Consider the following 22,017-nt stretch of genomic DNA (forward strand, 5'->3'; position numbering starts at 1 on the left):
TTACATGCGTTCCAATGTGTTAATGCCTAATAATGCTAAACCCTGTTGTAATGTTTTTGCTGTTAAGCCTGCTAATTTTAAACGGCTTTGTTTCTGAGTTTCATTTTCAGCTACTAAAATAGGGCAAGCTTCGTAAAAACTTGAGAATAACCCTGCAAGCTCAAATAAGTATGCGCACAAGAAATGCGGTAGGCCTTGTTTGCCTACTTGACTAACAATTTCATTGAATTGCATTAATTTACTTGCTAAATCTTTCTCTTTTTCTTCAGTGAAAGTGACATCTGCGGTAAGACTGTCTATTTCAATACCTGCCTTATTGAAAATACTGGCTACTCGTGTGTAAGCGTATAATAAATAAGGGGCGGTATTACCTTCAAAACTTAGCATACTGTCAAAGCTAAAGGTGTAATCACTAGTACGGTTTTTTGATAAGTCAGCATATTTAACAGAGGCAATACCAACAATTGAAGCAATATGACGAAGTTCTTCTTCGGCCATATCTTTATTTTTCTCTTTTACTAATTCGTAAGCACGTTCTTCAGCTTCAGTTAATAAATCAGCCAATTTAGGGGTAGACCCAGCACGTGTTTTGAAAGGTTTGCCATCTTCCCCCATTACAGTGCCAAATGGCATATGTTCAAGGGTCGTGTCTGCTTTTACAAAGTCAGCTAAACGAGCTACTTCAAATACTTGTTGGAAGTGCAAGCCTTGACGAGCATCTACAAAGTATAATACTCGATCTGCATTTAATGCTGATTGACGGTAGCGGATAGCAGCTAAATCCGATGTTGCATATAAGAAACCACCATCTTTTTTCTTGATGATAACGGGAAGCGGTTCGCCTTCTTTATTTTTAAAGTTATCTAAGAAAACACATTTAGCACCTTGGCTTTCTTGTAATAAACCTTTGCTATCTAAGTCGCTTACCACAACAGATAAGTCTTTATTGTATGCACTTTCACCACGAACATCACCGATGCTTAAGCTAACACCTAAACGCTCATAAGCTTCTTGGCAATGTGCAATACTAATGTCTTTAAATTCTTTCCATAGTGTTAAACATTCTTCATCACCACTTTGTAATGCCACGACTAAATCACGAGCACGGTTTGCAAATGCTTCTGATTCATCAAAACGACCTTTTGCAGCACGATAAAAAACTTCTAAGTTAGCAAGGTTTTTATTGATCTCTTCGCCTTTTGCTCTGAGCTCTTCCATGTAAGCTAACAACATGCCGAATTGAGTACCCCAATCGCCCACGTGATTTTGACGAACAACGTTATGCCCTTGGAATGCTAAGGTACGAGTAACTGAATCACCTATAATCGTTGAACGTAAATGTCCAACATGCATTTCTTTTGCAAGGTTAGGTGATGAGTAATCGATAACAATGGTTTGCGGGGTTGCAGTTAATTCAACATTTAAACGAGAATCTGCAAATGCACTGTCTATTTGTTTTTCTAAATAGTTAGGGTTGATAAAAAAGTTAATGAAGCCAGGTCCAGCTATTTCAGTTTTTATCACTAATTCAGAGGTCGGTAAGTTTTTTACGATTAATTCAGCAAGTGCGCGTGGATTCTGCTTTGCTGGTTTTGCTAGCATTAATGCAAGGTTATTTGCAAAGTCGCCATGTGATTTGTCTTTAGTACGATCAATGGTGATACGAGGTTGAACATCGGCAGGTAAAATTTGCTGTTCTTGTAAAGAAACAACCGCTTGTTCAAGTAGGTTCTGGATTAATGCTTTCATGTGTAACTCACCAATTGATTCGACAAATAAATTAGTAAGATTCTACCGTTTATCATTGATGAAGACTAGCGAGTAAAGTAATAACAATGCTTAAAAGCTGAATATAAGAAGACTTTTAGCGTTAATCCTAACTTAATTTATAAGTAATCAAATTCATGACTTGCCATGACGACTTGATATAACATTTCTTCTTCTTTACTTGTTAAGTTTTCAATTGCTGTTTCTCCTTCAAGAGTGAGACTACTACTTGCAACAGCTTGCATTGCTTCAATTAATTGCATATCCAACTGTATTGCTAAAGTCACTACGTCTTCTATAGATAATTCAGGTCTTAGCTCTAGTTCTTTGCAGCGTTGCGGGAAGCTTTGGTCGAAAAAATTATCTAACCAAGTATTTAATAAACTTAATGGGGCTTGTTTTGCATATTGATGTAAATAGAGATATGAAATTTGTTCTTTATTTTTTAGATATTCTAATAGTAGTTTTACTTTTTCATCGTTTGCTTCAACACTTAATCGTTGATAAAGATCGGCCAATGCTTGATGGCAATCTTCAATATAAAACAAAAAGTCTTTAATCAGTTTTGAACGCATAATAAGCTCCTTGATTTACTTTCCTTGTTTTGATTAAAAAAATCAGAACCAATTAAGCTTAGCTTATTTTTATTATTGCGTGTGATATTGGTTATAAAACAATCTATTTATTGAAGAGGAGTCACTTTTTTGGCGTTTTTGTTAGCAATATGAGTCACTTTTATAATTGATATTAAAGTGTCTTAGGTAGATATTAAATGACCCTATTGAAAATTCGATATCTACCTAAGGTGTTAGCTGGGGTTGTTGTTAGCCTCAATACGCCTTAAATCGCTTCTAAACGAGCATAAGTTGTCATTAACCATTTACTTCCAACGTCCATAAAGTGAACTTGTAAGCGACTATTTTCACCGCTACCTTCTTGTGCGGTAATGGTACCTTCACCAAATTTAGCGTGCATCACTTGTTGTCCTAGTTTAAAGCCTTGAACATCTTGAGTGATTGCTAACTTAGGCTTTCTGATGACCGGCTCAGATCTACGAACTTTTGCTTGTATACGAATATAATCAACATTTTCTTCAGGTAATTCACTAATAAAGCGAGAGGGCGCATGGAATTTCTCTTGTCCGTACAAACGACGGCTTTCTGCATGACATAATGTTAATTTGATCATTGCTCGTGTTAAACCAACGTAACATAGACGGCGTTCTTCAGCCATACGGGTTTCATCTGTTGCTGATTGTTGACCAGGAAACATGCCTTCCTCAACACCCACAATAAACACTTGCGGAAATTCTAGTCCTTTCGCTGCATGCATTGTCATTAATTGTACTGCATCTTCAAATTCATCTGCTTGGTTATCACCCGACTCTAAAGCTGCGTAAGCTAAAAATGCGGTTAACTCTTCCATTTCTTGCTCTTCTTCTGGAATGACAAAAGCTTTTGTGGCTGATACTAACTCTTGTAAGTTTTCTATACGGCTGCGAGATTTTTCCCCTTTCTCTGCCTCGAACATTGCCACTAAACCTGAATGTTGGGTAATATGATCGACCATTTGGAATAGAGGTAATTCCGACGTTTCATTTTTAAAACGATTAATTAATGCTAAGAACCCGCTTAATGAGCTTTTAGCTGCAGGACTTAGTTGATTATTTTCAATTAGGTACTGGCTTGCTTGCCATAAAGTATACCCTTGTTCTCGAGCGCAAATTCTTATTTTATCTAAGCTTGTGTTACCAATTTTACGTTTTGGCTTATTCACAATACGTTCAAACGCGGCATCATCTTGATGGTTATTCATTAAACGTAAATAAGCGATACTATCTTTAATTTCTAAGCGATCAAAGAAGCGTTGGCCACCATAGATATGGTAAGGAATTTGCTGCGCCATTAGCTGTTCTTCAAACAGTCGAGATTGTGCATTACTACGGTACAAAATTGCACATTCACTGAGTTTGTTACCCGCATTTTTCCATGTTTGTAATTGGCTTGTTACATATCGAACTTCATCGTAGTCATTAAATGCACTGTAGATTGAGATTGGCTCTCCATCTTCACCATCAGTCCATAATTCTTTACCTAAACGATCACTGTTGTTTTGAATTAGTTTATTTGATGCTTTTAGAATGTTGCCCGTCGAACGATAGTTTTGTTCTAAGCGGATAGTGACTGGGGACTCTTTTTCTTTTAAAAAACGCTGTATATTTTCAACATCAGCACCACGCCACCCATAAATAGATTGATCGTCATCACCAACAATGGTGAGATAATTTTTGTTATCGGTTAATAATACTAACCAAGCATATTGTAACTTATTGGTATCTTGGAATTCGTCTACTAATACATGTTGAAAGCGCTGTTGGTAGTGTAGTAATAGTGCTGCATTATTTAATAATAATTCATGGGCACGTAATAACAATTCTGCAAAATCAACTAATCCAGCTAATTGGCAAGCCGCTTCGTAAGCTTGGTACACTTGTAAACGTTGTTTTTCTTGTACACTAAAACCAGGATCGATATGTTTTGAGCGTAAACCTTCATCTTTTTTATCGTTGATGTACCACTGTAACTCTTTTGGTGGATAATATTTTTCATCTAACCCTAAGCTTTTGATAATACGTTTAACCATTTTTTGTTGGTCATCGCTATCAATGATCTGAAACTGCTCTGGTAGGTTAGCTTCTTGATGATGCAAGCGTAATAATCGATGTGCAATACCGTGGAAAGTACCTATCCACATACTACCAATTTGTTGAGGGCAAATATCGGCAATACGTCCACGCATCTCTTTAGCTGCTTTATTCGTAAAAGTAACCGCTAAAATACCGTAGGTTGGAATATGATTAACTTGCATTAAATAGGCTATTCTATGGGTTAAAACACGTGTTTTACCACTGCCAGCCCCAGCTAAGACCAGCATATTTTGTTCTGGTGCTGAAACGGCTGCGCGTTGATGATCATTTAAACCATCGAGAAGGTAAGATACGTCCATAAGAAATGCCTGTTTATTTATTCAGTAGATAAGAACTATACCGAAACATAAGATAAATGTGAATGATCGATGTTTCGGCTTTGTCTGGTATTAACGTTTTTGATACTTGGTTTTGATTATAGTAATTTCAATAAATGCTTAAGATCTGATACTTCAATCGTAGGTAATAGTTTTGCTTTATCAAGCTGCTTTGCTTTTGGATTAAACCAAACTGCTTGTGCATTATTATTTTGTGCACCGTAAACATCGGTTAGTAGGTGATCACCAACATGTAATAGATCTTCTACAGCTATATTTAGCTTTATTGCTGCTTGTTGAAATAGTGCAATATCTGGTTTGCTGTTAAAACCGTTACCCGCTTTTAATACAAATTGAAATGTATTACTTAGGCCGATCTGATTTATATCTACGTTACCGTTGGTGATCGCAACGACAGGATAATGTAAGGCAAGCTCTTTTAATAATAGGATACTTTCTGGTGGAACAACAAAGTTACTACGCAATTGTAGAAATTTTTGCAAGGCACGTTCAGCGTATTTAATCGCATTAACCATTGAAATACCGTACACCACCATCACACGTTTAATTATTTCTTTACGCCATAGTGAAACGTCATGTTTTAACGTTGGATCTTCTTTTATCAGCAGGTTTTTATAGAGATTCCACTTTCTTGCATCTAACTGCTCAAGTTCTTGATATGTTGACGTTAAATAAACAATAAAATCAGCTTCTGCCTTTTTGATGACTGGGTGGTTGTCATATAAGGTGTCGTCTAAATCAAAGCTAATGGCTTTAAAAGGACGTAATGATTTATAAAATTTCATCTGCTTTCCAATATGGTTATTTTTTACGTTTAGCGCGAGGGTGTGCTTTATCATACACCTCTGCTAAATGTTGAAAATCTAAATGGGTATAAATTTGGGTTGTTGCGAGATCGGCATGACCTAATAATGTTTGTACAGCTCGTAAGTTACCACTTGATTCAAGCATATGTGTTGCAAAAGAGTGGCGCAATTTATGTGGATTTACGTGGCTGGGTAATGATTGCTCTAACCCCCATTTTTCCATGCGCATTTGCACACTACGAGTAGAAATGCGTTTCTTTTGTTTAGATAAAAATAAAGCCGTTTCACCTTCTTCTGCAAAATCAGGTCTGATCTTTAACCATAATGTAATGGTTTCTACGGCACTTTTAGTAATGGGTAATAAACGTTGTTTACTGCCTTTACCGGTGACCATTACCTCTTTTTCTGACAGTTTAATATCTTTTAAGTTAATGCCTACTAACTCACTTAGGCGCAAGCCAGAAGAATACATTAACTCCATCATGCAATGATCTCGAATAGTTAGTGGATCATCACCATCAATATCTAATAACTGGTCCATATCGTCTACACTGATGTTTTTAGGCAATGGTTTGTCTAATTTAGGTGCAGAGACGCCTTTTGCAGGATTAAAACTGAGTTGGTCATTTTTAACTAAGTATTCAAGAAAAGAGCGAAGAGCAGAAAGCTTAGTCGCGATGGATCTCGCTTTAATACCGTTTTGATGTAATTGCTTTGCCAATAAACGTACTTGATGTGTATCTAGCTCTTGCCATGCCTGTATATCTTGAGCTTCTAATAATGCGATAAACTCATTGAGGTGACGTTGATAATTAATAATAGTGACAGGGCTTAAACCACGTTGGCTAGCAATATGCGATAAATATCGTTGAGTATCAGGTAATAATGGATTCATGTTAAATCCTAGATAGAAAAAATGCAGCGATAATCTGGTTGATCAACGCTGCATTTTAAAGTCTATGGTTAATAAATTTATGTTTAATAACGCTATAGTTAATAAATAGAGCTACATGGTAAATGACTATTAAGTAAAATGTTATACCTGAATTTGACCATCAAATACAAATTCAGCAGAACCACTCATACGTACGCTTTGTCCTGGTTGCCAGAAGAAACGTAATTCACCACCAGGCAACTCAATACGACAATGTGTATCTAGTTTACCTTGTAGTTGACCAACAACGGCAGCAGCGCAAGCGCCAGTACCACATGCTAATGTTTCACCAACACCACGCTCCCACACACGTAGTTTTGCATAGTCCCGGTCTATTATTTGTAAAAATCCAACATTTACCTTATTAGGAAAACGTTCATGGACTTCTAGTAATGGACCTAGCGTTTCAACAGGTGCCGTATCGATATCATCCACTAAGATAACACAATGTGGATTGCCCATTGACACAACACCACATAATACCGTGTGGTCTTCAACACGTAGAATATAGGTTTTTTCTTCTTTTTGAGCTTCAAAAGGGACTTTTGCAGGCTCTAAAACAGGTTTCCCCATATCAACAATGATATTGCCATCTTGTTCTATCTTAAGTTGGATTTTACCTTTTGCAGTACTCACGTTAATCACGCGTTTATGCGTTAATCCTTTCAATTTTACAAAACGTGCAAAACAACGAGCACCGTTGCCACACTGCTCTACTTCACTACCATCTGCATTGAAAATACGGTAATGAAAATCTAAATCAGGATCATAAGGCGGTTCAACCATTAATAATTGGTCGAAACCTATGCCAAAGTTACGATCTGCTAATTTGCAGATCATTTCTTTAGATAGAAATACATTTTGCGTGACATTGTTAATGACCATAAAGTCATTCCCTAAACCATGCATTTTTGAAAACTCAATATTCATCTTAGTTCAACTTTTACCAACAAAACTTATTAGAATAGGGAGCTAATACTCCCTGATATACAGTGTAAGTATTAACTAAGGTAAAACATGCTCGCCACGCCATAGTTCAATGTGTTTCTCACGTTGGCGTACAACAAATGCTTTATCACCATCCACCATTATTTCAGCAGGGCGACAACGAGAGTTATAGTTTGAGCTCATTGTTGCACCGTAAGCGCCGGCACTACGAATTGCTAAGTAATCACCTTCAGCAACTGTTAATGGGCGGTCTTTACCTAAAAAGTCACCCGTTTCACAAATAGGGCCTACGATATCGTAAACACGACTTGGACGTGTCTCAGGATCGTTTAATTTGTTATTAAGTGGAATGATATTTTGCCATGCACTGTACAAAGCTGGACGGATTAAATCATTCATTGCGGCATCAACGATGGCAAAGTTCTTATGGTCATTTAATTTTAAGAACTCAATCTTCGTCACTAAAATACCTGCATTTGCCATGATTGCACGACCTGGTTCGAAAATAAGCTTTAATTTACGACCGTTCATGCGTTCAATTATAGCTTGCATGTATTCAGCTGGTTGAGGTGGCTTTTCACCATTATATGGAACACCTAAGCCGCCACCTAAATCAAGGTGCTTAATAGTAATACCTTCCGTTGCTAGGGTATCGATTAAGCCAAGTAGTTTATCTAGCGCTTCTAAAAAAGGTTCGATTTCAGTTAATTGTGAACCGATATGACAATCTACACCTTTTACATCTAAAAATGGTAGTTCATTTGCTACTTTATAAACTGCAGATGCTTGTTCAATTTCGATACCAAACTTATTTTCTTTTAAACCAGTAGAAATATAAGGATGGGTACCAGCATCAATATTAGGATTAATACGTATTGAAATAGGAGCTTTTTTATTCAAACAGCCAGCGACTTCATTAATGCGATGTAACTCTGAAATCGATTCAACGTTAAAGCAATGAATACCAGCTTGTAATGCAGTTGATATTTCTATTTCTGTTTTACCTACACCAGAGAAAACAACTTTCTTAGGATCGCCGCCTGCTTGGATTACACGTAATAGTTCACCAACAGAAACGATATCAAAACCAGAACCCAAGCGAGCCATTAGGTTTAATACACCTAAGTTTGAGTTTGCTTTAACTGCGTAACAAATGAGGTGTGGATGTGCACCAGCAGCTTGGTCAAATGCTTTCCAGTGACGTTCAATAGTTGCACGAGAATAAATATAAGCAGGCGTACCTGATTTTTTAATAATATCTTCAATTGCAGTGTCTTCTACTAATAGACGGCCATCGCTATGGTAATTAAAATGATCCAATTTTAAATCCTTTTGTTAATTCTGTCGTTTTTTGGTTATTGTCACTGTCTTCGGTAATGCCTTATTGCGAAGTACTTAAGGCGTCCGTTACTTCTTCTTCAGCTATGTTACTCTGTTGTTGTATTTTTTCTTTTGCTGGCGCTGGTGGTGTTTCTCTATAAAGCTGTCCACTCATGCCACAACCAGCCAATAAACTTGAAAAAATCAGGACTATTAGCGATAAATTCAGATTTTTCATACCTTATCCTAGTCAAATGTTTTTAGCCCTCTATAATCGCATTTCATCGTTAAAAAGCAAAGGAGAAGTAAATGACCGATAGCGAATTTCTTGAATTAGCAGATTTGTTGTATCAGAAAATTGAAGATAACATCGAAGATTCAGGAGCTGATATAGATTCTGACCAAAATGGTGCTTTGTTAACGTTAGAGTTTGAAAATAGAACTAAGTTAATTATTAACCGTCAGCAGCCATTACATCAAGTATGGTTAGCGACATTAGAAAACGGCCATCATTATGATTATAAAGATGGATTATGGATTGATGATAGAAGTGGAGATGAGTTTTTAAGCTTTTTATCTGCGGCAATTACTAAACAATCAGGTGAAAAAATTACTTTTAAATAATCGACATTAGAAGGGCATCAATTCTACTCGCATTTCAATGATTAACAGCAAGATGGTAAATGAATATGTTTAAGTTATTTGTACTATACCCTTTTATTTTATTGGTATGTTTTTGGTTAGCAAGTGATGTTGAATTAAAAACATCATTAAGTGAACTCGAAGAAAGTAGTTTATTTATCCACTTTCCTAAAGAAAGTTTACGTTCTGAAGGCGCGAAACCATGGATTGATTTCTATTGGGATGCTGATCATGAGTCAATCGATATTGCCGCATAAGATAGAGGGTTCAAAATGAATACAGTTGTTTTTCCAGGATCTTTTGACCCTATCACTAATGGTCACCTTGATTTAATCACTCGTGCAAGCCATTTAGCTGAGCGTGTGATCGTGGCTGTTGCGATAAACAATAGTAAAAACCCTTTTTTTGATTTACAAGAAAGGTGCGAGCTAGTGACAGAAGCGACAAAACATATCAAAGGAGTAGAAGTTATCCCTTTTGAAGGCTTATTAGCGGAGTTTGCTAAAACACATCAAGCACAAGCTTTGATTCGCGGCATTCGAGGAGCTACTGATACTGATTATGAAATTCAGCTTTCACAGGTTAATCACACATTAAACCCTCAACTTGAAACTATTTTATTACCTGCTCATGCAAGAACTGCTTTTATATCCTCAACGATCGTTAAAGAAGTGTTTAAACATCAAGGTGATATAAGTTTGTTAGCACCAGACTGTGTCAAACAAGCTTTTATAAAAAAACAGTAAGTTTCTACTGCTTTTTTATAATGCGATTAACGTTGGCAATGCGAGCAATAAACACTATTTCTCGCTGCTAATTTGACCGATGTTAATGGCTCTTTGCAGCTTGGGCATAACTCGCCTGTTTTACCATAGACATGTAATGTTTGTTGAAAGTAACCGGGTTTACCATCACCCCCTACAAAATCCTTTAACGTCGTACCACCTTGTTTGATTGCCTCAGTTAGAATTTCTTTAATCGCTTCAACTAACAATTGATAACGTTTTAAACTGATATTGTTGGCAGCTCGGATAGGGCTTATACCCGCTTTAAATAAAGCTTCAGTCGCGTAGATATTACCTACACCAGTCACCACTTTTTGTTCCATAATGAACTGTTTTACAGGTAACTTTCTATTTTTTGCTTGTACATAAAGCATTTCTGCGGTGAATTCATCGGATAATGGTTCTGGCCCTAAAATACTTAATAAAGAGCTATCTTCTGGCGAGTCGCCTAACCATAAAATGGCACCGAAGCGTCTTGGGTCTGTATAACGTAGTAAGCAATGCTCAAACTGTAAATCAACATGATCATGCTTTTGCGCTGGGGTGTTTAATTTACAAATACGCAAGCTGCCAGACATACCGAGATGAATCAATAAGGTGCCACTTTCAAAACGTAATAAAAGATATTTAGCACGGCGATCAATATTTAATAGCACTTGGTCTTTTATTAAAGCTAATAGATTTTCTGGAATAGGCCAACGTAATTGATGGTGACGGAGTGTTACACTGCTTACTTTTTGATTAACAATATGTGGACTAATACCACGACGGCTTGTTTCTACCTCTGGTAGCTCTGGCATATTTATCTCGTTGTAGACTTAAATTAATGAATCACCATATCGTAATTATTAAAATTAGTTAACTGAGTTTTTTGAATTCGATATTTATTATGGCGGTTGAACTTTATGCTTATCTACCTAAAAAAGAAGTCAGCTTTTCTGTTGGTAAGGATAAAAAAGAGTTTTCATCGACTTGTAAAATATATTGGTCATTTTGTTGCTGGTGGAGCTGCACAATGATTGGTTGAACTTGCTCTGTCACAAAAAACTTAAGAACAAAGTTAGACGTTGGTAAATCCTGTTCCGTTAAGGCATCTAGAGGAACTGCTTGCCAATTATTGACAATCTGCTGAAGGTTATCGCTTGAAAGTCCTACACTAGGGTTACTTTCCCAATTTCGGCCTACTCGCGTTATAACGTAATCGGGAGTTTCTATCTCTACAATCGTTAAATCAGAAGAAATAACGGTACGTTGAGAGACTACCGTAGATAAACGTAGTTGTTGACTGAAATTAAAAATAAAAATGATAAGCAATACGCCAAAAATAAGAACATTGTTCCAACCCCTTTTGGATAAACGCATATTAATTCCTTTTGTTTCAGATATAAAAAAACCCAGTATAAACTGGGTTTTTTTTAAGGTTAAATCAAAATTACTTGATCTTGCCTTCTTTGTAGATAACGTGTTTACGTACTACAGGGTCAAACTTTTTGATTTCAAACTTTTCAGGCATGTTCTTTTTATTTTTATCAGTAGTATAAAAATGACCAGTGCCAGCGCTTGAATTTAAACGAATTTTATCACGCATTTTTAAGCTCCTTAAACTTTAACGCCATTAGCACGGATATCAGCCAAAACTGAATCAATACCTTTTTTGTCGATGATACGCATACCTTTAGTAGTTAGGCGTAATTTAACAAAACGGTTCTCACTCTCAACCCAAAAACGATGTGTTTGTAGGTTAGGTAAGAAACGACGTCGTGTACGGTTCTTTGCGTGTGATACATTGTTACCAACAGCTGGACGCTTGCCTGTAACTTGACATACTCTAGACATGTCGAAATTCTCCAAAAATATTAGTTTTACTCGAGCAAAATAGTCGAACACCTTTTTTAGCCGTCGCCAAAGGCGTCGAGGGCGCATTTTATACATGATTGAGATTAAAAGATCAACAATTCTGATAATAAATGCTTTAAATCCACCCTTTTTCCGCAAATGAGGTGTATTTTCCATCACCAATGATGAAATGGTCTAATATTTTAACATCAATTAATTGCAGTGTATTCACAAGTTTTTCAGTAATATTTCTATCTGACTGACTAGCCGTTGGATCACCTGAAGGATGATTGTGAACAAGGATAATTGCCGCGGCATTTTCTTGTAATATTTTTTGAACTATTACCCTCGGGTGAACGCTTGCAGAGTTAATTGTGCCAAAGAAAAATTCATGGAAGCGAATAACACGATGTTGGCTATCTAATAATAAGCCGGCAAATACTTCATAGGGATAATCGCGCATCTTTGCACTTAAAAACTCTTGAGTTTGTGTCGCACTTGTTAGTGGGTCACCTTTCATTAATGGCTCTTGTAAATAACGTCGAGACATTTCTAATACCGCTTGTAATTGTACATATTTTGCTTGGCCTAATCCTTTGTGCAAACAAAAATCACTTTCACTGGCAGAAAAAAGGGAGCGTAATGACCCAAAGTCGATTAATAATTGGCGAGACAAGGTAACTACATCGATTCCTTTGCAGCCTGTTCGTAAAAAAATAGCCAATAATTCACTATCAGTTAAACTGTTAGCGCCTTGTTGAATTAGCTTTTCACGTGGTCTTTCTTGTTTCGGCCATTGTTTTATTGATGCCAAACTAGACCTCCTTAAACAAATTATAGAACTTTAAATCTAGTTGAAGTTGTACATATTGCGTAACTTTTTTATGTTATTGTAACTTCCTTTTTTTTATCAACCTTTTTGAGAAGCTTATGTTGCCAATATTACCCCTCGAAGGGAAAAAGATACTTTTAGGTGTTTGTGGTGGTATTGCTGCCTATAAAAGCGCTGAATTAACGCGTCGTTTAATGGATCAAGGAGCGCAGGTTCGTATTGTTATGACTGCCTCTGCAAAGCAATTCATCACCCCTTTAACAATGCAGGCTGTTTCTGGCCATGTTATTTATGATGATTTACTGGATCCACAAGCTGAAGCTGGAATGGGACACATTGAATTAGCTAAATGGGCAGATTTAATCTTAATTGCACCTGCTACTGCTAATGCCATTGCTCGTTTACGTGCAGGGATGGCTGATGAGTTACTAACAACATTATGTTTAGCAACACCTTCACCTATTGCGATTGCACCTGCAATGAATCAACAAATGTATCTCGCACCAGCCACACAAGATAATTTAACCGTATTAAAAGATCGTGGCATATTGATTTGGGGACCTGCTCAAGGCATTCAAGCTTGTGGTGATGTTGGCCCTGGTCGATTATTAGAAGTCCCCGATTTAGTTCAACTAAGTTGTGACTTCTTTGCTCCAACTGATCAATCGTTAGCTGGTGTTAATGTTGTTATCACGGCTGGACCTACCCAAGAGGCAATAGACCCTGTACGTTACATTAGTAATCATAGCTCTGGTAAAATGGGGTTTTCATTGGCTAATGCTGCATTAAGTATGGGTGCTAACGTTACCGTGATTGCAGGGCCTGTGAACTTAACCTTACCTACGGCGATTAAACGTTTGAATGTGAAGAGTGCTCGAGAAATGCATCAAGCGGCATTAGATTCGCTTCCGACGACTGATATATTTATTGCTTGTGCTGCTGTTGCTGACTATCGCGCAGAAGAAGTTCATAGCGAAAAAATGAAAAAGAAAGCAGATACGGATTCAATCACATTAACCTTAGTAAAAAATCCAGATATTATTGCCGATGTTGCTAATGCGAATCATCGACCTTTTTGTGTTGGGTTTGCAGCAGAAACCAATGATGTTGAAGCTTATGCATTAGGTAAGTTAAAACGTAAAAACTTAGATTTAATTGCTGCAAATGATGTTTCGGTTGGCGATCAAGGGTTTAATAGTGAAAATAATGCGTTAACCGTTTTTGCTAAAGATAAGCGCTTTGATATTGGATTAAATAATAAAAAAGAAGTTGCTATCCAGTTACTTAAAATAATATCTCAACAGTATCAAACGCGTTCTTAGAGCCACATTAATGTAATAACTTAAGTTTAAAGTTATCGGCCTTAGGGTCGATAGCAAGCTTCTATTACCCGAATACTCGAAGATATAAATTTGAAGGTATAAACTCTTTTTAATAAGAGAGAATACTTTAAATAACATTTACATTAACTTCAGAGGATCGATAATCATCAATATTCTGAACAATTAATTGATTTTGATTGGATGATATCTTTCAAAAAACAACGTGGAGAGGGCGGTTTTGAGTACTCAGAAAAACAATAATGATAACAAAGGAAGTTATTAAAATGGTTGTAAAAAACAACAAAAAGAAAGTAAATCGCAAGGATGATATCTTAAGTGCTCTAGCTATTATGTTAGAAGGGAAGCCAGGACAACGAATAACAACAGCTAAACTAGCTGCAGAAGTGGGTGTTTCAGAAGCCGCTTTATATCGTCATTTTCCAAGTAAAGCTCGCATGTTTGAAGGCTTGATAGATTTTACTGAAACCACTATATTTAGTCATATTAATGTCATTAAAGAGCAGCAGAAAGATACTTTTGTTCGAATAGAACATATCGTCCATTTTTTATTAGGTTTTTCTGAACAAAATCCAGGGATCACTCGTATTTTAAGTGGCGATGCATTAGTCGGTGAGAATGAGAGGTTACAACTGCGTATCGAACATGTTTTTTCTAAGTTAGAAACACAGATTAAACAAACCTTGCGCGAACGTCCAATTTCAGATGGTCAAAAATTTGAAATGGATGAAGGTATATTAGCTAATTTATTATTAGCTTACATTGAAGGTCGAATGGCTCAATTTGTTCGCTCTCAGTTTAAACAAAAACCAACACTGCACTTTAAAAGCCAATGGATATTTTTTTATAAGCAACTAACACAAAGCTAATTTATTAAAGGGGTTAGAATATGTCGAAAGAAGAAAGTGCAGTCTCCGCTGTTACTAACGTTATTGAGCAAAATGTAGATGTACTTAACGATAGTGTGAAATGGCTTTCAGAGAATCAAGATTTAATTATTAGTTATAGTATGAATATTATATTTGCTATTGCTACCTTGATAGTCGGTATGATGGTTGCTCGTTTTATTGCCGGTACTCTACATAAAGTATTAACAAAACGTAAATTAGATAACACCATAATCGATTTTGTTTCGCATATGGTTCGTTACGTTATTATTGCGTTTGTTATTATTGCCGCATTAGGTCGAATTGGTGTCGAAACGACCTCTTTTGTTGCCATTATTGGTGCTGCAGGTTTAGCGGTTGGTCTTGCATTACAAGGCTCTTTATCTAACTTTGCATCAGGCGTATTAATCATTGCTTTGCGCCCTTTTAAAGCAGGTGAATATATAGAAGCAGCCGGTACTGCCGGCACTGTTGAATCTGTGCAAATTTTTTCAACTACCTTAACAACGCCAGATAATAAATTTGTAGTTGTACCTAACTCAGCCATTTTGGGTGGTAATATTGTTAACTATTCTCGTAAACCTACTCGTCGTATTGATTTAATTATTGGAGTGAGTTACAACGCAGATTTAGCGAAAACAAAAGCCGTATTAGAAGCTGTGCTTAAAGCAAATGACGGTATTTTAAAGTCGCCTGAACCATTAGTTGCAGTTGCTGAATTAGCTGATTCAAGTGTTAACTTAGTGGTTCGTCCATGGGTTAATAGCCCTGATTATTGGCGTATTCGCTTTGAATTAATGGAAGCCATTAAAAATGATTTAGATGAAGCGGGTATCGAAATACCATTCCCACAAATGGATATCCATATGAATAAATAACTTTTGGTTATTTATTTGCCTTTAAAAACCAATCTTTAGGTTGGTTTTTTTTATATTTTTATCTGTGAGATAACAACTTTTCTATCAAAACATGATGTAGATTCAATTTATTTTTTTGTTTTGATTTTAAAAAATACACTATTTTTATTCTAAATAAAGCCATTTTTACATTTTAAATCAATCGGATAGGTATGCATCAATTAAGCAATTAGTTGTTTGTATCTAAGGTTTCACATTTGTCATATAATGTGGATTGATTCTTATATTTGAAGAGAAATTATGCATAACCCATTCATACAGATTGCAGGCTCAAAGCGCAGTCTACATGTGCAAGTAGCACGTGAAATCGCGCGAAAAATATTATCTGGTGAAGCGGCTCAGAATGAGATCATTCCTAGTGAAATGGTGTTATGTCAGCAATTCAGTGTTAGTCGAACTGCGCTACGAGAAGCTATTAAATTATTAACATCAAAAGGTTTATTGGAATCTAAACCTAAAGTTGGGACTCGTGTTAAAAGTCGTGACAACTGGAATTTTTTAGATGCACAGTTATTAGATTGGGTTATCGATCTAGGTGATAATGCAGTTGTTTACCAAGAGTTTCTAGCATTACGTAAAGCCATTGAACCAGAGGCAGCAGCATTAGCAGCAAAAAATGCTACTGCACAACAAAGAATTTTATTATCCGCTACTTTCCAACAAATGGATTATGTTTCTAAAAACTTCGATGCGGCAAAGTGGATGGAAGTGGATATGGAATTTCATCGTCTTGTGTTTTTATCAACAGGTAATAGCTTTTATTTACCTTTTGCTAATGTGTTATGTACTATGTTTAAAAGCTTTATTAGCCACTCTTCTGAAAAAGGTGGTACTTGTATTGGTGAACATCGCGCAATTTACTCTGCGATTATGGCTGGTGATGCAGAGAAAGCACGTGAAGCTAATATTACTTTGTTAGCAAATACCAATCATCGTTTACCTACTAGTAACTAATTACTTCATTATTAATAGTTAAACAAAGGCCGTTGTCAGTAATTTACTGGCAACGGCCTTTTTGTGTTTAGTTACTTTGTTGAAGTTGTTTTGTTAAAAGCACTTTAAAATCTAATTAAGCCTTTTGTAGAACCAGCACCATAAGGCTTAATTATTTACTTGTTGATAATAGCAATATAACCGGTCCAACTAAGCGTTTCGCCATCGATGACTATGCTTGTTTCGGTATTGTTATTTACATCAGCAGTGTTGCTTACACAAACTTTAATTTGTTTGCCATCAATTAGATTAAGGCTAACAACAGAAGCGCTATCATCAGTGTGTAAGACCGTTACGGAATCAACTTGACCACGAGCATTTAGGCTCGCTTCTATCGCTTCATTAAAGTAGCCATGCGTTTCATAAACATTTGCAAATAAATGGTTGGCTGCTTTTTGGCGAAGAATGAACATTGGCTCATTACGTAAGTTAAAGTCAGGATCGTTAGCACCAGTACGAGCAAAGATGACTTCACTGTCTTTATTTGCACTACTGATTAATGAATAGTAACTGTTACCCATTAACCAAGTTGTTAATGATGAACCTTCTACTTTACCTTGACCAAGGTTCCAAAGGTGCTGGTAGCCATAGCCATCGCCCACAGTGCTTAAGCTTTTATGTGCTTGATACTCAAAGTTAGTGCGAATAATTTGTCCGTTGTAATGAACAGGGTAATCGTAGCTATGCTCTTCTTCACTGATCATACGGAATAGATCAATAATCAGTGGTTTTTCAAACTCTTCAGATTCAAGCATGATAACCGTACGCTGTTGGTCAACACCAGTGTAATAATCACGTGCAAAAGCGCTCATTGCTTGTAACTTACCATTGCTTGTTTTAGTCGTTGCATCATTAGACGCTTCATTAGCCAACAGAGTGAAGTGTTTTTCACCAAAGTGTTGTTGTGCAATGGCTGTACTACCTTGATTTTGACTTACTTGGTCAACGACTACAGTGTTATGTGCAATGGTTTGTTTGCAATAACTTTTGTTTTCAGGAATGTAACGACCACCAAATTTAGGTTCAATATTAACCCAACGACCGTAACCGTAATCATTAATAAACTCTTGATTATTATTAAATAAGCTTAAATGTAAGCCATCAAAATGACCGTGGTCTAATGCAGAGTGAAGCTTTGCATCACTACCATGTTGCCCGTACCAAAGTAGTGCCATGCTATCGTCTGATTTGCTATCACGATGACGTAGAATAGTGACACCACCACATTCCCCTTCAGAACCATCAGTAAGGCTTAGGCTACCCCAGTTGAAGTTTGCTACGTCAGTATTGTTGTCTAATGCATTAGAGAGTGATGCACCGGTGTTATGAACCCAAACATGATCTTGGTGTTTAGCCATTGCTAATAATGTTTCATTTTGCTCGTAACGGTCAAAACAGATATTTGTTGCTAATAAAATACCAAGATCTTTAATGTCCATGGTACGAGATGAATCATTTAATGCAGGTAACGTACCGTTAGGGAATGCTGTCGACATGACGGCATATGCCGTTGTTTTTATCACTTCATCTTTTAATTGGTAGATGCCGATTTCTGGTTGACGACGTTCAATAGTTTCTGCAAATAAGAAGATTGGACGTAGTGAGAAGCGGTGGTAATACGGACCTTCCATGTAATAACCATCAGGCGAGAAAAGTTGTGTTAGCTGTGCAATAAAACCACCAGAAACACTGTCACCTTTAAGACCGTAGATTGCTTTGTCGACTGTTGTTTGGTCATTAATCGCATAAGCACAAATACCCGCACTGGCTACTGACCATAAACCGTGGTTATGGATAATATCGAAGTTCTCTGCATAGGTGACAACAAACATTTCAAGCATCACTTTAAATAAGTCATTTTCAATGAGTTGTTGTTGCGACTCTGTTAGTTCATGTCGGATACAAGAATAAGCACACGATGAATATAACATCCACATGTTTTCGTTTAATGTTTGGTGAAATAAACGACCTGGTTTATTGGAGTCACGACTAACGTTTAGCTCTCGGTGTTTATAAACCTTTGCATATTCAACTAACATAGTTGTTGCGTAATCTAGGTAACGTTTATCTTCAGTAATTAAGTATAAACGACCAGCTAAATCTAAATGAATATAGTTTTGCTTATGACGGTTATGTTCGTAACCACCTGCTTCACCATGTCCTGGAATTTCAATACCCATTGGCATGTAAGCTTCAAGTGCTTCAATCTCTTCAGTAATAGAGCGACCAATTAGTGAGTCAGTGCCTACGTATTGACGTAAGTCAGCTGCTTGTTCATAGCTCATTAGTAATGGTTGGTAACTCATGATTAAACCTCTTTACTTTCTACAGCAACAAAACCTTGGAAGCTGTATGTTTGATTATTAAATTCGATAGTGGTTTGACTGTCAGTGGTTGCATTACGGTCATTGTTGACCATCACTGTTAATGCAATGTTTTCACCTATAAGATCTACAACGGTTGCATCATCATTAAAGCCAATAATATTAATTGAGTGAATTTTACCACGTGCATCTAAGCTAGCTTCAATCGCTTCATTAAAGTAACCATGTGTTTCTATCACATTAGCAAATAGTGCATTTTTAGCTTGGCGACGTAGAATTAAACTTGTTTCGCTACGTAAGTTAAATGATGGATCGTTAGCACCTGTACGAGTGAAAAATAAGGTGTCGTCAGAAGAGGATGCACTTAACCAAGTGTAATAACTACTGCCTTGTAACCAACTGACTAAACTTGTGTCTTTTGCTGCTGCACCTTCACTTTCGTTCCATAAATGTTGGTAACCTGCATCATCACCCATTGGATGTAATATTGCGTGTTGTTTATGCTCAACATTAGTACGGATGATTTGACCTTGGTATTGTAGCGAGTAGTCGTATTGATGTGCTTCTTCACTGATTAAGCGGAATAAATCAATAAGCAGTGGTTTTTCTAGTTGTTCATGCTCAATTAAAATAAGTGAGCGTTGTTGGTCGACACCAGGGTAAAAGTCAACCGCATAAGCACTCATTGCTTGTGTTTTACCGCTACCAATAAAGAAGTGTGGTGTGCCGTGTTTACTATCAGCCGTATCAACATCAAAGTTGTTTTGACAACTTGCATCAACAGACACTAAGTTATGTGCGATAGTTTGGCGTGCATAAGATTTATTTTCGTCAAGGTAACGACCACCAAATTTAGGTTCGATATTTACCCAACGCCCAAACCCGTAATCACGTAATACTTCTTGATTGTTATTAAAGTAAGTCATCCCTAAGGTATCGAAGTGGCCGTGTCCCATACCATGTTGACCATAGTTCATCACTAATTGGCTAATATCACCTTTTGCATTTTGCATGCGAATAAAGCCTTGAGCACCTTTATCCCCATTAGGACCTTCGCTTAATTCAACGCTTGGTAAGCAAGGAACTTCAACTGAGCCTTGTGCTTGGTAAGCTTGCGATAAAGCAACGCCACATCCACTGATCCAAATCTGTTGTTGAATTTTAGCAATACCAAATAAGTTGGTATCTTCAGGGTAGTGTTTTGCATATAAACTTACTGCAATCACTACGCCTTCATCTTTAATATCCATGCTTTTTGATGCGTCGTTTAATGATGGGAAAACACCATTTGGATAAGCAGTCGATAATAAAGATTGGATTGTTTTGCCAATAACTTGGCCTTTAAAGTTAAAGATGTCTAGTTCTGGACGGAAACGCTGAGTTAATTCTGCTAATAAACATAAAGGACGAATCGCATAACGGTGGTAATAAGGGCCTTCAATATAATAACCAGATGGTGCAAATAGATTGCTTAGTTGTGCAAGGAAACCACCTTGTATGTCATCACCGGCTAAACCATGCAATGCCAAATCAATATATTTCTCTTGCCCAATGGCTGCGCCGCATGCTGCTGTTGCCGCGACTGCCCATACGCCATGATTATGAATTCGGTCAAAGTCAAAGTGATACTTTACAGTGGCAACTTCTAACATTGGTTCAAATAAGCGACCTACAATGTGGGCACGTTGTGTTTCAGACAACCAATGGCTAATACAGCTGTAACCTAAACTTGCATACAATAACCAAACATGTTCGTTTAACATTTGGTGAAAGAGTCGTCCTGGTGGATTGGTATTACGTTGTTCTTGAAAACCCAACTCTAAATATTTATCGGCGTATTGTGTTAACAAATTAGCAGTAAACTGAGCATACTTTTCATCGCCTGTGATTAAAAATAAACGACCTGCTTGATCAATGTATTTGTAATTTTGTTGATGTTTATTATGTGCGTAACCGCCAGCTGGACTGTGTCCTGGTACATCTATTGGTTGTGCAAGATAGTTATCTGTGTCGTTAATCAGGGCTTCGAGGCTGAGTCCCATTAGGCTTTGTTTACCGAGTTCTTTTTGGATGGCTGTAATTTCTTGTTGGTCCATAAGAACAGCGTTGACGTTGGCAGGCATTGTGACCTCATTGCATATAAAGTGGATAGAAACAGTGTAATAAAGTAATACAAATAGACTGTAAAATCACTTTTATTTTTTAGTTTTTAAGGGTGAGCTCTCTATTTTTTATTTTTTAAATTAACTTGAGTTAGCTTTGTTAATCACTTTTAAATAATAGTTTCTGCTTTTCAGTAGCTTAAGGGCTAAGTGCTTTTTTATTACCTTATAATGTAAGATTGGTTGATATACTATTGTCATCTTAGATAGTGCTTTCTACGTTTTTGATATCTAATTAATTATTTTGATTGTGATGTAGGTGAATGATCTGGATCACACATAGTGTCTTTTTGTATTACAAATTATCTTGTGTAATGTACAATTTTTGACTTATAAAAATAACAAATTAAATGTTAATCAAAGTCATGTTTTGATTTGAATAGTCGTCTAAACGTTACGCTTTCGTACTTTTTTGAACAAACAGGCTTTTTTAACGCCCATGAGATACTTTCTGGTTTTTTGATTAAGCTTATTTTTTG

The 22,017-nt window shown here is 36.7% G+C and carries 22 protein-coding genes; 7 read left to right on the forward strand and 15 right to left on the reverse strand.

Annotated elements, in window-relative coordinates; translation table 11 throughout:
* From argS to GQR59_RS17655, 8 genes are all read right to left on the reverse strand, one after another.
* Positions 1-1,749, reverse strand: coding sequence for an arginine--tRNA ligase (gene argS, locus GQR59_RS17620; RefSeq protein ID WP_160064848.1), 1,749 nt, complete (start codon positions 1,747-1,749; stop codon positions 1-3).
* A gap of 137 nt (positions 1,750-1,886) precedes the next feature.
* Complete coding sequence (locus GQR59_RS17625; protein WP_160064850.1) at positions 1,887-2,342, reverse strand: hypothetical protein; 456 nt, start codon at positions 2,340-2,342, stop codon at positions 1,887-1,889.
* Positions 2,343-2,607: 265 nt separating this feature from the next.
* Positions 2,608-4,773 (reverse strand): DNA helicase II, encoded by a 2,166-nt coding sequence (gene uvrD, locus GQR59_RS17630; protein ID WP_160064852.1) that lies wholly within the window; start codon positions 4,771-4,773, stop codon positions 2,608-2,610.
* A 116-nt stretch (positions 4,774-4,889) separates the two neighbouring features.
* Positions 4,890-5,597: an HAD-IA family hydrolase gene (locus tag GQR59_RS17635; RefSeq protein ID WP_160064854.1), complete on the reverse strand. Its 708-nt coding sequence runs from the start codon at positions 5,595-5,597 to the stop codon at positions 4,890-4,892.
* A 16-nt stretch (positions 5,598-5,613) separates the two neighbouring features.
* Positions 5,614-6,513, reverse strand: a complete 900-nt coding sequence (gene xerC / locus GQR59_RS17640; RefSeq protein WP_160064856.1) for a tyrosine recombinase XerC — start codon at positions 6,511-6,513, stop codon at positions 5,614-5,616.
* 141 nt (positions 6,514-6,654) lie between these two features.
* The gene (gene dapF / locus GQR59_RS17645; RefSeq protein ID WP_160064858.1) at positions 6,655-7,482 is read right to left on the reverse strand and encodes a diaminopimelate epimerase; all 828 of its coding nucleotides are present in this window, start codon (positions 7,480-7,482) and stop codon (positions 6,655-6,657) included.
* 75 nt (positions 7,483-7,557) lie between these two features.
* Positions 7,558-8,820 carry a diaminopimelate decarboxylase gene (gene lysA / locus GQR59_RS17650; protein WP_160064860.1) on the reverse strand — a complete coding sequence of 421 codons (1,263 nt, stop codon included), beginning with the start codon at positions 8,818-8,820 and terminating at the stop codon, positions 7,558-7,560.
* 61 nt (positions 8,821-8,881) lie between these two features.
* Positions 8,882-9,058 carry an LptM family lipoprotein gene (locus GQR59_RS17655; RefSeq protein WP_160064862.1) on the reverse strand — a complete coding sequence of 59 codons (177 nt, stop codon included), beginning with the start codon at positions 9,056-9,058 and terminating at the stop codon, positions 8,882-8,884.
* Positions 9,059-9,129: 71 nt separating this feature from the next.
* Here GQR59_RS17655 and cyaY point away from each other — a divergent pair, with 71 nt between their 5' ends.
* The 3 genes from cyaY (at position 9,130) to coaD (ending at position 10,208) form a co-directional block, all read left to right on the forward strand.
* Positions 9,130-9,444, forward strand: a complete 315-nt coding sequence (gene cyaY / locus GQR59_RS17660) for an iron donor protein CyaY (protein WP_160064864.1) — start codon at positions 9,130-9,132, stop codon at positions 9,442-9,444.
* 65 nt (positions 9,445-9,509) lie between these two features.
* Positions 9,510-9,719, forward strand: a complete 210-nt coding sequence (locus GQR59_RS17665) for a hypothetical protein (protein ID WP_160064865.1) — start codon at positions 9,510-9,512, stop codon at positions 9,717-9,719.
* 15 nt (positions 9,720-9,734) lie between these two features.
* Positions 9,735-10,208 (forward strand): pantetheine-phosphate adenylyltransferase, encoded by a 474-nt coding sequence (gene coaD, locus GQR59_RS17670; protein ID WP_160064867.1) that lies wholly within the window; start codon positions 9,735-9,737, stop codon positions 10,206-10,208.
* A 26-nt stretch (positions 10,209-10,234) separates the two neighbouring features.
* Here coaD and mutM read toward each other — a convergent pair whose 3' ends face one another.
* The 5 genes from mutM to radC form a co-directional block, all read right to left on the reverse strand.
* Positions 10,235-11,047: a bifunctional DNA-formamidopyrimidine glycosylase/DNA-(apurinic or apyrimidinic site) lyase gene (mutM, locus tag GQR59_RS17675; RefSeq protein ID WP_160064869.1), complete on the reverse strand. Its 813-nt coding sequence runs from the start codon at positions 11,045-11,047 to the stop codon at positions 10,235-10,237.
* 109 nt (positions 11,048-11,156) lie between these two features.
* Positions 11,157-11,609: a hypothetical protein gene (locus GQR59_RS17680; RefSeq protein ID WP_160064871.1), complete on the reverse strand. Its 453-nt coding sequence runs from the start codon at positions 11,607-11,609 to the stop codon at positions 11,157-11,159.
* A 70-nt stretch (positions 11,610-11,679) separates the two neighbouring features.
* Positions 11,680-11,835, reverse strand: a complete 156-nt coding sequence (gene rpmG / locus GQR59_RS17685) for a 50S ribosomal protein L33 (RefSeq protein ID WP_025562982.1) — start codon at positions 11,833-11,835, stop codon at positions 11,680-11,682.
* A gap of 11 nt (positions 11,836-11,846) precedes the next feature.
* The gene (gene rpmB / locus GQR59_RS17690) at positions 11,847-12,083 is read right to left on the reverse strand and encodes a 50S ribosomal protein L28 (protein ID WP_025562983.1); all 237 of its coding nucleotides are present in this window, start codon (positions 12,081-12,083) and stop codon (positions 11,847-11,849) included.
* A gap of 136 nt (positions 12,084-12,219) precedes the next feature.
* The gene (gene radC, locus GQR59_RS17695; RefSeq protein ID WP_160064873.1) at positions 12,220-12,897 is read right to left on the reverse strand and encodes a RadC family protein; all 678 of its coding nucleotides are present in this window, start codon (positions 12,895-12,897) and stop codon (positions 12,220-12,222) included.
* 116 nt (positions 12,898-13,013) lie between these two features.
* On the opposite strand from radC, the gene coaBC reads away from it, so the two are divergent.
* The 4 genes from coaBC (at position 13,014) to GQR59_RS17715 (ending at position 17,013) form a co-directional block, all read left to right on the forward strand.
* On the forward strand, positions 13,014-14,237 hold the full coding sequence (coaBC, locus tag GQR59_RS17700) for a bifunctional phosphopantothenoylcysteine decarboxylase/phosphopantothenate--cysteine ligase CoaBC (protein WP_160064875.1): 1,224 nt from the start codon (positions 13,014-13,016) through the stop codon (positions 14,235-14,237).
* 284 nt (positions 14,238-14,521) lie between these two features.
* Positions 14,522-15,124 (forward strand): nucleoid occlusion factor SlmA, encoded by a 603-nt coding sequence (gene slmA, locus GQR59_RS17705; RefSeq protein ID WP_160064877.1) that lies wholly within the window; start codon positions 14,522-14,524, stop codon positions 15,122-15,124.
* 20 nt (positions 15,125-15,144) lie between these two features.
* Positions 15,145-16,020, forward strand: coding sequence for a small-conductance mechanosensitive channel MscS (mscS, locus tag GQR59_RS17710; protein ID WP_160064879.1), 876 nt, complete (start codon positions 15,145-15,147; stop codon positions 16,018-16,020).
* 279 nt (positions 16,021-16,299) lie between these two features.
* Positions 16,300-17,013, forward strand: coding sequence for a FadR/GntR family transcriptional regulator (locus GQR59_RS17715; protein ID WP_160064881.1), 714 nt, complete (start codon positions 16,300-16,302; stop codon positions 17,011-17,013).
* A gap of 155 nt (positions 17,014-17,168) precedes the next feature.
* On the opposite strand, the gene GQR59_RS17720 is transcribed toward GQR59_RS17715, so the two are convergent.
* Both GQR59_RS17720 and GQR59_RS17725 read right to left on the reverse strand, forming a co-directional pair.
* A complete protein-coding gene (locus GQR59_RS17720) occupies positions 17,169-19,358 on the reverse strand; it encodes a heparinase II/III domain-containing protein (protein WP_160064883.1) in 2,190 nt (729 codons plus the stop codon).
* Between the two features lie 2 nt (positions 19,359-19,360).
* Positions 19,361-21,499 carry a heparinase II/III domain-containing protein gene (locus GQR59_RS17725; RefSeq protein ID WP_160064885.1) on the reverse strand — a complete coding sequence of 713 codons (2,139 nt, stop codon included), beginning with the start codon at positions 21,497-21,499 and terminating at the stop codon, positions 19,361-19,363.
* Positions 21,500-22,017 lie beyond the last annotated feature (518 nt).

The sequence above is a fragment of the Psychromonas sp. L1A2 genome (assembly GCF_009828855.1).
Classification (GTDB): Bacteria; Pseudomonadota; Gammaproteobacteria; order Enterobacterales; family Psychromonadaceae; genus Psychromonas.